At 30.3% G+C, this 13681-nt stretch carries 18 protein-coding genes; 16 read left to right on the top strand and 2 right to left on the bottom strand.

Annotated features, from left to right (window positions below):
• Positions 1-26 precede the first annotated feature (26 nt).
• From ACFWM3_RS10250 to ACFWM3_RS10270, 5 genes are all read left to right on the top strand, one after another.
• Complete coding sequence (locus ACFWM3_RS10250) at positions 27-773, top strand: M15 family metallopeptidase (RefSeq protein WP_390311277.1); 747 nt, start codon at positions 27-29, stop codon at positions 771-773.
• Between the two features lie 111 nt (positions 774-884).
• On the top strand, positions 885-1088 hold the full coding sequence (locus ACFWM3_RS10255; protein WP_390311278.1) for a YqgQ family protein: 204 nt from the start codon (positions 885-887) through the stop codon (positions 1086-1088).
• A 57-nt stretch (positions 1089-1145) separates the two neighbouring features.
• Positions 1146-2120, top strand: a complete 975-nt coding sequence (locus ACFWM3_RS10260) for an ROK family glucokinase (protein ID WP_156339737.1) — start codon at positions 1146-1148, stop codon at positions 2118-2120.
• Between the two features lie 299 nt (positions 2121-2419).
• Entirely contained in the window at positions 2420-4312 is a 1893-nt protein-coding gene (locus tag ACFWM3_RS10265) for an LTA synthase family protein (protein ID WP_056475041.1), read from the top strand.
• Positions 4313-5130: 818 nt separating this feature from the next.
• Positions 5131-6063: a M14 family metallopeptidase gene (locus tag ACFWM3_RS10270; RefSeq protein ID WP_056475043.1), complete on the top strand. Its 933-nt coding sequence runs from the start codon at positions 5131-5133 to the stop codon at positions 6061-6063.
• An 85-nt stretch (positions 6064-6148) separates the two neighbouring features.
• Here the strand turns inward: ACFWM3_RS10270 and ACFWM3_RS10275 are convergent, their stop codons facing one another.
• Positions 6149-6325, bottom strand: a complete 177-nt coding sequence (locus ACFWM3_RS10275) for a DUF2759 domain-containing protein (RefSeq protein ID WP_069034124.1) — start codon at positions 6323-6325, stop codon at positions 6149-6151.
• Between the two features lie 157 nt (positions 6326-6482).
• Here ACFWM3_RS10275 and ACFWM3_RS10280 point away from each other — a divergent pair, with 157 nt between their 5' ends.
• A complete protein-coding gene (locus tag ACFWM3_RS10280; protein WP_056475045.1) occupies positions 6483-7109 on the top strand; it encodes an MBL fold metallo-hydrolase in 627 nt (208 codons plus the stop codon).
• 12 nt (positions 7110-7121) lie between these two features.
• Positions 7122-8252 (top strand): SAM-dependent methyltransferase, encoded by a 1131-nt coding sequence (locus ACFWM3_RS10285; protein ID WP_390311279.1) that lies wholly within the window; start codon positions 7122-7124, stop codon positions 8250-8252.
• Positions 8253-8281: 29 nt separating this feature from the next.
• Here ACFWM3_RS10285 and ACFWM3_RS10290 read toward each other — a convergent pair whose 3' ends face one another.
• Positions 8282-8524: a DUF2626 domain-containing protein gene (locus tag ACFWM3_RS10290; RefSeq protein ID WP_056475051.1), complete on the bottom strand. Its 243-nt coding sequence runs from the start codon at positions 8522-8524 to the stop codon at positions 8282-8284.
• A 349-nt stretch (positions 8525-8873) separates the two neighbouring features.
• Here ACFWM3_RS10290 and comGA point away from each other — a divergent pair, with 349 nt between their 5' ends.
• Genes comGA through ACFWM3_RS10335 form a run of 9 tightly spaced genes read left to right on the top strand, consistent with a single transcriptional unit; the run spans position 8874 to position 13592 of the window.
• Entirely contained in the window at positions 8874-9935 is a 1062-nt protein-coding gene (gene comGA / locus ACFWM3_RS10295; protein ID WP_056475054.1) for a competence type IV pilus ATPase ComGA, read from the top strand.
• Positions 9928-10971: a competence type IV pilus assembly protein ComGB gene (gene comGB / locus ACFWM3_RS10300; RefSeq protein ID WP_390311280.1), complete on the top strand. Its 1044-nt coding sequence runs from the start codon at positions 9928-9930 to the stop codon at positions 10969-10971. Before comGA ends, comGB begins: the two co-directional genes overlap by 8 nt.
• A gap of 11 nt (positions 10972-10982) precedes the next feature.
• Entirely contained in the window at positions 10983-11279 is a 297-nt protein-coding gene (comGC, locus tag ACFWM3_RS10305) for a competence type IV pilus major pilin ComGC (protein ID WP_082459599.1), read from the top strand.
• Entirely contained in the window at positions 11245-11718 is a 474-nt protein-coding gene (gene comGD, locus ACFWM3_RS10310) for a competence type IV pilus minor pilin ComGD (protein ID WP_390311281.1), read from the top strand. Before comGC ends, comGD begins: the two co-directional genes overlap by 35 nt.
• Complete coding sequence (locus tag ACFWM3_RS10315) at positions 11705-12034, top strand: pilus assembly FimT family protein (RefSeq protein WP_056475059.1); 330 nt, start codon at positions 11705-11707, stop codon at positions 12032-12034. Before comGD ends, ACFWM3_RS10315 begins: the two co-directional genes overlap by 14 nt.
• Positions 12015-12449, top strand: a complete 435-nt coding sequence (comGF, locus tag ACFWM3_RS10320) for a competence type IV pilus minor pilin ComGF (RefSeq protein ID WP_390311282.1) — start codon at positions 12015-12017, stop codon at positions 12447-12449. Before ACFWM3_RS10315 ends, comGF begins: the two co-directional genes overlap by 20 nt.
• The gene (locus tag ACFWM3_RS10325) at positions 12418-12822 is read left to right on the top strand and encodes a hypothetical protein (protein WP_390311283.1); all 405 of its coding nucleotides are present in this window, start codon (positions 12418-12420) and stop codon (positions 12820-12822) included. The genes comGF and ACFWM3_RS10325 overlap by 32 nt, the downstream gene beginning before the upstream one ends.
• Positions 12823-12835: 13 nt before the next feature.
• Positions 12836-13360, top strand: coding sequence for a shikimate kinase (locus ACFWM3_RS10330; RefSeq protein WP_390311284.1), 525 nt, complete (start codon positions 12836-12838; stop codon positions 13358-13360).
• A gap of 22 nt (positions 13361-13382) precedes the next feature.
• Positions 13383-13592 (top strand): YqzE family protein, encoded by a 210-nt coding sequence (locus tag ACFWM3_RS10335; protein ID WP_056475068.1) that lies wholly within the window; start codon positions 13383-13385, stop codon positions 13590-13592.
• The last annotated feature ends 89 nt before the right edge of the window (positions 13593-13681 follow it).

Genomic DNA, 13681 nt, shown 5'->3' on the forward strand with positions numbered 1-13681 from the left:
ACAAAAAAGATGTTAGGGAGGTAATTTTGAAAAAGATAAATGGGAAGTACTCTTGGGTTTTAATAATATTTATCATAATTATTATTGGACTAGCTCTATTTTTTAGAAATCAAAATTACTTCAATCATCAGAAGACATCACTGAAATTTCCGAATTACGATGATACAGCAGTAGAAGTTGAGGATGGATTATTAGCTGTAAAGAATCCTACATCTAATTTAGTATTAGTTAATAAAGAAAGAAAGCTACCAGATGGGTATGAGCCACCGGATTTAGTTTATCCGATTGTTCCTTTACATGGTGTAAACAAAGATAAGACATTAATGAGGAAAGAGGCAGCTCATGCTTTAGAAAAATTATTTGAAAGAGCAGAAAAAGATGGCATAAAGCTTACTCCAGTGTCAGCATATCGCTCTTTTGATCGACAAAAAAGCTTGTATAATTATTATGTACAAATTCATGGTGAAGATTGGACGCAATCTTTTAGTGCTGTTCCTGGTACAAGTGAACATCAAACTGGTTTATCAATAGATGTATCATCTCCAAACTTCGGTAACAAGCTTGAACAAGCATTTGGAGAAACGATAGAAGGAACTTGGCTTGCAGACCATGCACATGAATTTGGATTTATCATTCGTTATCCAGAGGACAAAGTAAAGATTACAGAATACAATTATGAACCATGGCATATAAGATATATCGGAATAAAATACGCTACATATCTCTATAAACATGATTTAGCTTTAGAGGAAGTAATGAAGCCTAAAAAATAATTATAAATGCCTATAAAATTAATGGTTTGTTTGGTATCTCACATTGACGAGTAATCGTTTGCAACTTATACTTATTACATGTTTAGAAAGATAAAATAATAGGAGTTAAGTATGAAATCCGTATATGATATTCAACAATTTCTAAAAAGTTATGGCACCTTTATTTATACAGGTGATCGATTAGCTGACTTAATGTTAATACAAGATGAGCTAAAAGAATTATTTTTAGCGAATATACTTGAAAGTAAAGATTTACAAATTGCTACTATGATATTAAAGAAAGAAATGGATCAAATAAAAAATAAAACGGTTTGAAGAAATCGTTTTTTTTTAGAATCTATTGCAAACGATTTCACTGCGAAGGGAGAAGGCATAATGGCTAAAATGATTGTAGGTGTAGATTTAGGTGGTACAAGCATTAAATTAGCATTATTAACAAATAACGGGGAATTCATCGATAAATGGGAAGTACCAACTGATAAATCTGATAGTGGTAAGCATATTCCTAAAACAATTACAATTGCAATTGAAGAAAAACTTAAACAGATGGATAAAACAAAAGAAGATATCGCTGGAATCGGTATTGGAGCTCCAGGTTCAGTTCGATTAGAAGATGGACTTATATTTGCAGCAGTAAACTTAGGGTGGGTTAATTTTCCTTTAAAGGAAATTCTAGAAAAGGAATCAGGTATTCCTGTAATCGTTGATAATGATGCAAATATAGCAGCTGTTGGCGAAATGTGGAAAGGTGCTGGAAATGGAGCAAAAGATGTAGTAATGGTCACACTAGGTACAGGTGTCGGCGGAGGCGTAATTGTAAATGGTGATGTTGCGCATGGTATTAGTGGATCTGCAGGTGAAATTGGCCATATAACAGTACAACTTGAAAATGGAGTACTATGTAATTGTGGAAAAACGGGATGCTTAGAAACAATTTCTTCAGCGACAGGAATTGCAAGAATAGCAAATGAGAAGTTACAAAATACGACAAAAGAGACAGTTTTAAAAGAAATGTCGAATGATTCGCCAATAACAGCAAAGGATGTTTTTGAAGCTTATTCAAATGGTGATGAAGTTGCAGAAGAAATCGTTAATCATGTAATGAAATATCTTGCTTTAGTTTTAGCCGGAGTAGGAAATACATTAAATCCTGAAAATATCATTATTGGTGGTGGAGTATCAAATGCAGGTGAATTACTATTAAGACCACTAAAGAAATATTTTGACGAATTTGCTTTTACTACAGTGCGTGATTCGACAAAACTTTCAATTGCCAAGTTAGGGAACGATGCAGGAGCAATTGGAGCTGCATATTTAGTAAAAAAATTTATTACTAATGAAATTTAACTTAAATTTAAGGTGCTTCTAATTGAAGTGCCTTATTATGTTTATTGTATTGAATTGAAAAAAAAATTAGTTATTTGACGAGGGAACTAGTTTATGATAAATTGAATGACGTTAGAAAAAAACCTAAGGTACGTCAGATAAAATTTTTTTGATCCATACATTAGTAGCTAATAATTGTATGAATCATTTCAAAAATTCTTGGTATTAAAATGCCAATAAAATAGATATGTGAAATGCCAAACATTGTTTTTATATTAGATAAAATAGATTAATAGTCTTAACAAGAGGAGGAACAGAATATGTGGAAAAAGTTTATTAAAAACTTTGGATTCCCGTTACTTGCTGTATTCCTTTTATGGATTAAAGCAACGATTCTAAGCCAATTTTATTTTGATTTAGAAATTGAAAATTCAATGCAAGAATTTATTTTAATAATTGCTCCTATATCTTCATTATTAATATTTTTAGGTATAGCTCTTTTTGCAAAAGGACCAAAACGAAATAGAGCAGTTATTTGGATTAGTATAATCATGTCCTTTATATTAGTGGCCGATACGGCTTATTATTCATTCTTTGACGATTTCGTAACGATCCCAGTTTTATTTATGACACGAAACTTTGGTGATCTAGGTTCAAGTGTTAAAGCAATGATCAGCTATAAAACTATCTTAGCCTTTTCAGATATTTTTATCCTAATTGCAGTTAATTATTTCTGGGGTAAAAAATTCTTTACTACTGGTAACATTAAAGGGAAAGCTAGAACAGCTTATTTCTTAGTAGCAGTTGCTATTTTCTTAGTTAACCTTGGTTTAGCAGAAACTGAGCGTCCTCAATTATTAACGCGTTCATTTGATAGAGAATACATTGTTAAATTCTTAGGATTATACAATTACCATTTATATGATATGGTTATTCAATCAAAAACATCTGCTCAAAAAGCGATGGCTGATGATAGTCAATTAGCAGGAATCGAAAACTTTATTCGTGCTAACGATACTGGTGTGAATGCACAATTACATGGTAAATATAAAGGTAAAAACGTTGTTGTAGTTTCATTAGAATCATTACAAAATTTCGTAATTGGACGAAAAATTAATGGACAAGAAATAACTCCTTTCTTAAATAAATTTACGAAAGAAAGTTATTATTTTGATAATTTTTACCACCAAACTGGACAAGGTAAAACATCTGATGCTGAATTCTTAATTGATAATAGTTTATTCCCGTTAGATCGTGGTGCTGTATACTTTACAAACAGTAGTAATACGTTTACTGCTACACCAGCGATTCTTAAACAGGATCAAAATTATTACACTTCAGTAATGCATTCAAATAATAAATCGTTCTGGAACCGAGATATGATGTATCCAAGTCTAGGTTACGATCGTTATTATAATGAAGTTGACTTTAAAGTATCTGCAGCTACTTCTATTGGCTGGGGACTAAAAGATAAATATTTCGTTGAACAAGCAGTAGACAAAATGGTAGCAGAGCCTAAACCGTTCTACAACCGTATGATTACACTAACTAACCATTATCCATTCGAATTAAATGATGAGGACTTAATGATCCCACGTTTAAAAACTGGAGACCAAACTGTTGATAATTATGTAACAACAGTACGTTATTTAGATGAATCAATTAAACATTTCATTGAAGAAATGAAAGCAAAAGGTTTATATAATAATACAATCATTGTTATGTATGGTGACCACTATGGTATTTCTGAAAACCATAACCGTGCAATGAGTGAAGTATTAGGACAAGACATTACTCCTGCAGAACATGTTAAATTACAAAAAGTACCTTTCTTTATCCACTTACCTGGACAAACTAAAGGTGAAACAGTTCATAAAGTTGCAGGTCAAATTGATGTTAAACCTACAATTTTAAACTTATTAGGTGAAGATCCAAATAAAACATCTATCAATTTTGGTAATGATATTTTCTCTCCTAAACACAAAAACTTTGTAGTTTTCCGTGATGGAACAATTGTTACTGATAAATATATTTACACTGGTGAGAAGATGTATGATCCAAATACTGGTGAAGAATTAAAAGGTCAAAAACCACCTAAAGAAGACTTAGCAAAAGCAAATAAATCACTTGAGTATTCAAACTCAATTATTTATAAAGATTTACTTCGTTTCTATGAAGTTAAATATAAAAAAGCTGATACGAAGTTTGAATAAACATGAAAAGCACTTCCTTAATGGGAGTGCTTTTCTTATGAACAGAAAAAGTAGTTCATATAAAAAAGTAATATCATGTTAATTTCCACTTCAGGATGCTTGCCTTTAAGTACGGCAAGAATTTTGGATCCCTTGTCATATTCATTCCTCCTGCAAGTCTTTTAACTCCATCTCTCAGCCATCACGCTATCTTCACAGTAGTCAAATTCATGAATCTTTAATAATTCAATATGACAATGATAAAAAGCTAAATAAAGCACTTCCTAAACGAAAGTGCTTTCAGAGTGTTGCAATATAAAATCGTCAATAAGGAAAACGGACTTTAAGTGAACATTTAATAATGATAAAATTAGCATTTTTTGAATAATCTTTTAATGGTTTTAAATTTAAATATGTTTGAGCAATTTTATTATTTCAATAACACTAGAAATGATTTTTTTAGAAGTTAAAAATATTATAAGCTTTTTTAGAAAACAAATTCGATTATTCTAAGTAAATGCTATTTGATTAGGGTTTATCGCAGACATTTTTTGATGAATAAGTTGATTGGAATGGAGGGATGCTCGACTCCTATGGGATTAGCGGGAAGGCTGAGACCCCGCAGGCTCGCCGAGGAGTAAAGAATCTCGCCCCATGGAAAGCGAGCATCCTGGCATCCTGCAATGGAAATCAACATCACTCTACTCCTTTTACGAAAATTTAATAATTAATTGACAGGTAGTTTTTCAACAGCATGAGAGCACTTTCATAAACGAAAGTGCTTTTCTTAATTTTAATTACATACAATTAACTAGAAAATAACTGATGAGGTGAAAATTTTGTATAAAAACAATCTACCTTTATCCTTTCATCCAAGAAGATACGATTTTAATGAACTTTCGAAAGATATTAGTTTATTAGTACAAGAATTTTCTTTTCTTCGTTTAAATACAATTGGGCGGAGCGTCTTAAATCAACCAATATATGAGATTCAAATTGGAAGTGGACATAGAAAGGTGCATTGGAATGGTTCGTTTCATGCAAATGAATGGATTACAACCTGTGTAATCATGAAAATGCTTTATTGGATCTGTAACACTTTAACAACTGAGGATTTGCCATTTCATAAAGAATTATTAGGTTTATTTAGTGAAAATACCTTGTCGATTGTCCCTATGGTAAATCCTGATGGGGTAAATTTGGTTATAAATGAAACTGTTGAACAAAGTGATTATATGGAATTTGTTCATAAAATTAACGAAGGAAATGACGGTTTTACTGGATGGAAAGCGAATATTAGAGGTGTTGATTTAAACAATCAATTTCCTGCAAATTGGGAGTTAGAAAAAGAAAGAAAGAAACAAAAAACTTTCTCTCATAGAGACTACCCCGGAGATGCTCCATTAACTGAACCAGAAACAATTGCAATGAGTAACTTAGTAATCGAAAGGAAGTTTGATCTTATTTTGGCTTTGCATACTCAAGGTAAAGAATTTTATTGGGGTTATGACAATCTTGAACCGCCTATCTCGGAGGTTTATGCAAATTATTTTTCTAGTATCAGTCCCTATAAGGCAGTAAAAACAATTGATAGCCATGCAGGTTTTAAGGATTGGTATATACAAGATTTTCGGAAACCAGGATTTACACTTGAATTAGGTAAAGGAATCAATCCATTGCCACTCTCTATGTTTGAATCCATTTTTTCAGAGACTTTCCCAATACTGTTAGCGTCTTTATTTAATTTAGAAAACCAATCATTCTCAAAATAAAAAAGCTGACAACTTTGTCAGCTTTTTTATTTTAGTAACATGTTTTCTATATGTAGAAAATAGTCCGTTACAAAATAAATAAATATTATAAGTGCGCTGGTGGATAACCGTTATGTAAAATTGTCATAATGGCAAACCAACCAAATAAAACTAATGTAGCGGCAGACCAAAAAACGGCTAAAAAGTTCTTCTTCTTTAATGATCCTAATAAAGCAGGAACACTTAGAATAGCTACTAGTATAAAAATAATAACTGTACCCATTGTAAACCCCCTATAAATTTCGTCAAGCAACCCCTGTTTGCTATCACATCATTATTATTGTAAAACTTTTGTGAACAATTGTCTATTTGAAATTAAGTGCTGAAACAAAATTATGATATAGTATTATATAGATTAAAAAAGAAAGCAGGGTATGAATATGAATGTTTTACAATTACCATTAGGTCCATTACAAACTAATTGTTACATCTTAAGTAATGATATGAATGAAGCGGTTATTTTTGATCCAGGCGAAGAAGCACATGTAATCTTTAATGTTATTGAAGAAAATAAATTAAAGCCATTAGCGATCCTTTTAACCCACGCTCATTTTGATCATATTGGGGCTGTTGATGATGTGCGTGATGAATATAATATACCCGTTTATATTCATAAATATGAAGCAGATTGGTTAACAGATGGACAAAAAAATGGTTCTGAATTATTTATGAGAAATCAGTCAATTTTTGCAAGAGAAGCAGATCACTTGATTGAAAAAGAAGGCAAAATGGAAATTGGTCGTTTTTTATTTTCAATTTTTGAAACTCCAGGCCATTCACCGGGAAGTGTTTCATTTTATTGTAAAGAAATAAAGACAGTTTTTTCTGGTGATGCATTATTTGAAGGAAGCATTGGACGAACTGATTTACCAGGTGGGGATCACGACCAGTTGATCAGAAGTATAAAAGGTAAGCTTCTTTCTTTACCTGATGATGTCGTTGTATGTAGTGGTCATGGAGAAACTACAACGATTGGTGATGAGAAAAGACATAATCCATTTTTATAATAAGGTAATACAATGAAAAACATTATTATTAATGCAATAAAAAACAGTAAAGAAGGTTTTATTACATACGAACAATTTATTTCGTTAGTGCTATATGATCTTGAAAAAGGTTATTATCAAATGGAAAATGAAAAAATTGGACGAAAAGGTGATTTCTATACTTCAAGCTCAGTTGGTTCAGTATATGGTGAAGTAATTGCAGCTTCATTTTGTCGTTTTGTTAAGAATAAGCTAATCGAACCTTTTTTTGTTGAAGTTGGTGGTGGAAATGGCAGATTCGCATCATCCTTTCTTTCGTACTGTGAAAAAAAAGAGCCTGAAATATATCGTAATTTAACTTACTATATGATTGATGCAAGTCAATATCATCGTAAATTACAAATAGAATTATTGGCGAACCATTTGAATTGTAAACACTTCTCAAATATATTAGAAATCGAGCAAATCAAAAATGGAATGGTATTTTCAAACGAATTGTTTGACGCTTTACCCGTTCGAGTAGTTGAATTTAATCAAAACGAATGGCTTGAGGTAGTAATTTTAATTGATGAGCTAAATAATCTGAAAGAAAATCTCGTTAAAATACAAGATGATAAAATTAGTGATTTTCTAAGAAGAAATAATTTTGTTGGAACAAATGGGCAAAGAGTTGAAATTCCTGTTGGTATGAAAAAAGTTTATGATCTTTTACAATCGAAAATTAGTAAAGGAATCATTTTAACTGTTGATTATGGTTTCACGAGGGAAGAATGGGATGCACCCCATCGAATTAAGGGAAGTTTGCGCGGTTATTACAAGCACGAAATGAAATCAAATATACTAGAGAATTTGGGACATATGGACATTACAACTCATATTCACTGGGATGAATTAAAAATGTTCGGATTACAGAATCATATTGAAAATCTATACTTTTCTAGCCAAAGAGAAGCAATATTAGATTTTGGTATATTAAATTGGCTTATTCCGCATGCTCAGTCAAATCCATTTTCAAGCGAATATAAACAAAATAGAGCAGTGCAATCTTTAATTATGCCAGGGGGAATAAGCGATTCGTTTCAATGGCTATTACAAACAAAAGGTATGTCAACAAACGATCATACTAAGTTGAATGAATTGATTTCATTAAATGAATACAAATAAAAAAACCAGTCATATGACTGGTTTTTCTATTATTCACTAAAGCCAGGTACTAATAAGAAAGTACTATAATATGTAAATCCAATAAAGAACACAGTTAAGTATGCGCCAAAGATATAGATGTACATACGCTCAGAAAGCTTTAGATAGCCTAATACTACGAAAAATGCTGTTTGACATGCGAAAATAAGTGCAGCTGCTGACATATGTCCAACAAAGAACATTACCGTAAATATTGCTGTCCAGAATCCTAGAACGCGGAACATTCGATCCATCCTAAATCCCCCCATAAAAAATTTCTACCCATTCATTATTATAAAATAAGAAAGTTACAATTGTAAACAATGTATTAATACAATTCTAAATTGATTCAAGAGATATTCAAATGAACTATATCTGATATTATTTTTCTTATTTAATGATTTTCTATACATTAATTTGAAAACATACTTTTTGTTTTACAATATATAATTGATTTTTTTGAAAGTTATTTCGTTAAATTACCTTTAGTTTGTAAATAAATTTTAGCTAAATTTAATATTTTCGTTCAGTTTTATAAATATCATGATTTGATAGACAAGGGGAACAGAAATATAATTGCTTATATAGAAAGGGGGAATAAAAATGGTATCAGTAGAAAAAATGGTTGAAGAACTTCTAAAAAAAGCATGCTATTTTGGAGCATCGGATATACATTTGTTACCAAAAAAAGATGATGTACAAATCCTTTTTCGTGTTGATGGTGATTTGAAACTTATTCAACGAATAAATAAGGAGAAGTCTAAGAGGATCATCATGCATTTAAAATTTTTAGGAAGTATGGATATAGGAGAAATAAGGCGGCCACAGACTGGAATTTTAGTTGTTAATATTAATGAAATTATATTATCACTTCGCTTGGCAACTTTACCAACAATTATTGATGAATCAATGGTTATTCGTATTCATCCCCAACAAAAAATCGCCCCAATTGAAAGTCTTTCCTTATTCCCATCTACAACTCGTAAGCTTTTGTCTTTATTACATCATTCACATGGGCTAATGATGTTTACAGGACCAACTGGCTGCGGGAAAACGACAACTTTATATTCATTATTACAATCAGCTAAAAAAGACATAGCAAGAAATATTATTACTTTAGAGGATCCGATTGAACGGAAATCTGATGAATATTTTCAAGTCCAAGTTAATGAAAAAGCAGGCTTAACATATGCAACAGGATTAAAAGCTATTCTTCGATCTGATCCGGATATAGTAATGGTAGGAGAGATTAGGGATGAAGAGACTGCGAAAATTGCCGTTCGGGCAGCATTGACCGGTCATTTAGTATTAACGACAATTCATTCTAACAACACAAAAGGTGCATTATATAGAATGTTAGAGCTTGGAATTCCAAAAGAGGAATTATTTCAGGCAATGGTTGCAATCGTTTCTCAAAGATTAGTTCCAATAAAATGCCGTTATTGTGAAGGTGAATGTAAACCAAATTGTTTTGTTAATCGAAATCACCGAAGATTAGGGGTATATGAATTGCTTTATGGTAATGCTCTAAATTCGGTTATTAATGAATTTAGAGGGATACAAGAAGAAGTTCAATTATCTACATTAAATAGTCAACTCATTAAAGGATATGCCTTAGGTTTTATTGATAACAAACATTTGGACAGAAGTATGATCTATGGGTAAATTTTTTAATAAAAGAAAATTAACTTATATTGAACAAGCTAAGCTATTAAAAATATTAGGAGAACTTTTACAAAAAGGTTATCCTCTTATTCAAGCAATTGAATTCTTAACGATTCAATTCCCAGATGACCTAAAAGAATTGATTCATAAAGCTAACATAGCTTTGGTGGAAGGAAGATCATTTATCGATTTTGCTAAAATGCTTGGTCTTCATCAAGATGTACTCGTTTACTTGTATTATGCAGAAAAGCATGGCGATTTGTCCTTAGCGCTAAATGAAGGCAGTTTTATGCTTACAAAAAAGATCCAACATAGAGCTTACATAAGGAAAATCATGGGGTATCCTATTTTTTTAATCGCAATATTGGTGCTAATTTTGTTTTTGTTTAGAAATATAATCATTCCTCAATATGAAATGCTATTTTCAACATTCCATTCCAATCAGAATTCTTTTATTTTCATCTATCTACAAATTATAAAAAGATTACCTTCAATTATGTTTTCTTCTCTTTTCTTAATTGGATTGATCGTTTATGGATACTTATTTGCAATTAATAAATTAAATTCAATCGAACGGATGGATAAATTAATTCAAATTCCTTTAGTTAGTAAGTATTTAATAACAATGAATACTTATGAATTTTCAATGCAGTTAAGTATATTATTACATGCTGGATTTCCCATAGTTGATGCCCTAAAAACGATGCAGAATAATGATAGTAGGACATTTATAAAAGAAAAAGCCGTAGTATTTTACAATCAAATTTTAAACGGAATTTCTATGCAGGAAGCATTTAAAAATGAACGTGCATTTCATAAAGATATTATATTTGTGATTGAACATGGCATGAACAATAGTACTCTTAGTAAAGAACTAGCTGATTATGCTGATTATTTAAAGGATAGTATTGAAGCATACTTTCACCGATCGATAAGGATCATTCAGCCGATTATATTAATCCTTATTTCATCAAGTATTCTATCACTGTATATAGCCATCCTGTTTCCGATGTTTCAATTGATGAACAATATCTAGGAGGAGTTAGTTTGAATGAAAAAGGATTTACTTTAATTGAAATGTTAATTGTTTTATTTATCATTTCACTTCTTTTATTGCTAGTAATACCAAATTTAGGAAAGCAACAACAGTCGATTCAAACGAAAGGATGTTCTGCACTTCAAAAAATGGTCCAGTCAAGTGTTGAATCGTATCGATTAGAAAATGAACAATTACCTGAAAGTTTATCAGTCTTAAAAGAACAGGGCTATATAACAACATATAAATGCAATAACAAAGTTGAGTTATCGTATGACAAAGCAACTGGATCCGTATCTATACCTTAAAAAAAAGTTGGGTAATTCGTTTGGTTTTACATTTGTTGAAATGTTATTAGTCCTTTCAATTATGATATTGTTATTAATTTTACCAATCAATCAAGTTAGGAAGATTGAAGATGAACAAAAGTTAACATTATTTATTCAAATGCTTCAAAATGATATTTTTCTTGCACAAAGAAACGCTATAATAAAACAAATTCCTACTAGGATCATCTTTTATCAAGATAAATATGAAATGGAAGATAATTTACTAAATCCCCCTGTAGTTATTCGAAATTTTGACAAATCAATTAGCATAACTTACCTTACTTTAAAACCTCCGTTAAGATTTAACTCCGATGGTAAAATCTCAAGCTCTGGAACAATTTCAATTAAATATAAAAAAGCTGAATATATTATTACTTTTTATTTAGGAAGTGGTCGATTTAAATATGATCGGAAATGAAAAAGGGTTTACATTTATCGAGGCAGTTATTTCTTTAAACTTATTAATTATTTTTTGTATTATGATTGTTCCTTCCATGTCATTATTTTTACAAAAAAAAGATAAGTTAACGATTAACAATATGGCAGATGACCTATTAACAGATATGGTTCATCTTTATTTTATTAACAGAGAAGATTTTAAAGAGGGTTTCCATACAAAGAATGGAAGAGAGTTTTTAGTAAAAATAAACTCCAGAAATAATTTAAATTCGATTTGTATTCTTTGGACTGATCGAAATAAGGAAAGTGAAATATGTGAAGAATTTACTGAATGAAAGAGGATTTACTTTACTTGAAACACTTTTTTCACTTGTTTTATTTTTAATGATTATTTCGATTTCAACTTCAAGTTTAAAAAGCTTTGTTAAACGTAATTACAGTTATGAATCCGTAAATAGGTTAGAATTAGATAATTTTATAAAAGAAGTTCAAAAAGAGGCAAACAAGAGTATAAGTTTTACAGTTCATCCTGACCTTCTTCTCTTTGAAGAGTTTAATCAAGTTACGATTAGTTATCGTAAATACGCAACGATTATTAGACGACAAAGGCTTGGATTAGGACATGAAATTGTACTTCAAAATATAAAGGATATAAAGTTTGTACAAATAAGTGAAAGGCAAATCCTAGTAAAAGTAATCGATTTAAATGGTGGGACTTATGAAAAAACTATTCGGATATTTATCAATTAAATTTAAAATACTTGGTGAAAATGGAGTGTATATACCTTACACGATCTTTATGATAAATATTTTACTAATTTTTTTTCTAATACAAATTGATATCTTTCATTCGTTAAATACCTTTTATTCTTATACGAGAAATCAAAACGAACTAGACCGTATACATTCACAAGCAATTTACGATTTAAGGCATGGTAATTTATCACTTCAAGGAAATACAATAAAGTATTATAATAATACAAAAATTATATTGAATACTTCTTTAATAACAAATGATGAATATCATGTAACTTTAACTAGTAGTAATTCAAAAATAAAAAAATATGTAGTTCAATTTAAATATAAAAAAAGTACAAACCAAGTATTTGATTGGATCGATTAAGTTGGAGGATGAAATGGAATCAATTTATTTAGTAGGATTTATGGGGTGTGGTAAAACAACTGTTGGAAAGGAATTAGCTAAAAAAGTAAACAAAAAATTTATTGATTTAGATGAGGAAATTGTTTCTCAAACAGGCAAAAGCATACCAGAATTGTTTAATGAGTTTGGTGAAAGCGGATTTCGTGAGATAGAAACGCAAATATTAAAAAATTTACCATCAAAAAAAATGATCACTTCAACAGGAGGTGGAATCATTCTTCGTGATGAAAACATTGGGTATATGAAAGAAACTGGCAAAATAATTTATCTTGAAACACCAATTGAAATAATATATGAAAGAATACATTTGGATTCTAACCGACCAAACGCTGTAAATCGATCGGTTGAAGAATTGACTGAACTATTTCAAAGGAGAGAATCACAATATAAAAAAGCAGATTATGTAATTTCAACGAATAATTTAACGCCAATTGAAATTGCGTTGGAAATCATTGACTGTTTAAATTATTCAAAAGGAGGAGATAGTAAAGATAAGTGATAAGAAAGTAAGGTGATTTCTTTTGAAAACAAATGATTATGTAAAATATATGACAGAACAATTTATTAATTATATCGATCAACCAAAAGAGAAACGTGATTCAATAAAACAAGAAAAAGAAGAGTTGAAAGCTCCATTTTCTACTAACATGTTTGGAATGTTACCATTAAGTCTTGCTTTATTTATGAAAAAAATTCAAAATCGTAAAGAAAAAGAAAAGAAAAGTATTTAGTAAATAAGACTGATTTCAAATTTAGAAGTCAGTCTTTATTTTTTTTCTATAAAATTTTTAATAGTAGGAAGAGGAACAATCTAATTTAG

This window comes from Gottfriedia sp. NPDC058432 (assembly GCF_042721555.1).
Lineage (GTDB): Bacteria > Bacillota > Bacilli > Bacillales > Bacillaceae_G > Gottfriedia.

What these genes read in the sequence shown, in the direction of transcription:
- comGB (WP_390311280.1), top strand. Translation starts at nt 9,928, where the DNA reads ATGGGTAAATTTTTTAATAAAAGAAAATTAACTTATATTGAACAAGCT.
- ACFWM3_RS10280 (WP_056475045.1), top strand. Translation starts at nt 6,483, where the DNA reads ATGAATGTTTTACAATTACCATTAGGTCCATTACAAACTAATTGTTAC.
- ACFWM3_RS10325 (WP_390311283.1), top strand. Translation starts at nt 12,418, where the DNA reads ATGAAAAAACTATTCGGATATTTATCAATTAAATTTAAAATACTTGGT.
- comGD (WP_390311281.1), top strand. Translation starts at nt 11,245, where the DNA reads ATGACAAAGCAACTGGATCCGTATCTATACCTTAAAAAAAAGTTGGGT.
- ACFWM3_RS10255 (WP_390311278.1), top strand. Translation starts at nt 885, where the DNA reads ATGAAATCCGTATATGATATTCAACAATTTCTAAAAAGTTATGGCACC.
- ACFWM3_RS10315 (WP_056475059.1), top strand. Translation starts at nt 11,705, where the DNA reads ATGATCGGAAATGAAAAAGGGTTTACATTTATCGAGGCAGTTATTTCT.
- ACFWM3_RS10330 (WP_390311284.1), top strand. Translation starts at nt 12,836, where the DNA reads ATGGAATCAATTTATTTAGTAGGATTTATGGGGTGTGGTAAAACAACT.
- comGA (WP_056475054.1), top strand. Translation starts at nt 8,874, where the DNA reads ATGGTATCAGTAGAAAAAATGGTTGAAGAACTTCTAAAAAAAGCATGC.
- ACFWM3_RS10275 (WP_069034124.1), bottom strand. Translation starts at nt 6,325, where the DNA reads ATGGGTACAGTTATTATTTTTATACTAGTAGCTATTCTAAGTGTTCCT.
- ACFWM3_RS10265 (WP_056475041.1), top strand. Translation starts at nt 2,420, where the DNA reads ATGTGGAAAAAGTTTATTAAAAACTTTGGATTCCCGTTACTTGCTGTA.
- ACFWM3_RS10290 (WP_056475051.1), bottom strand. Translation starts at nt 8,524, where the DNA reads ATGGATCGAATGTTCCGCGTTCTAGGATTCTGGACAGCAATATTTACG.
- ACFWM3_RS10285 (WP_390311279.1), top strand. Translation starts at nt 7,122, where the DNA reads ATGAAAAACATTATTATTAATGCAATAAAAAACAGTAAAGAAGGTTTT.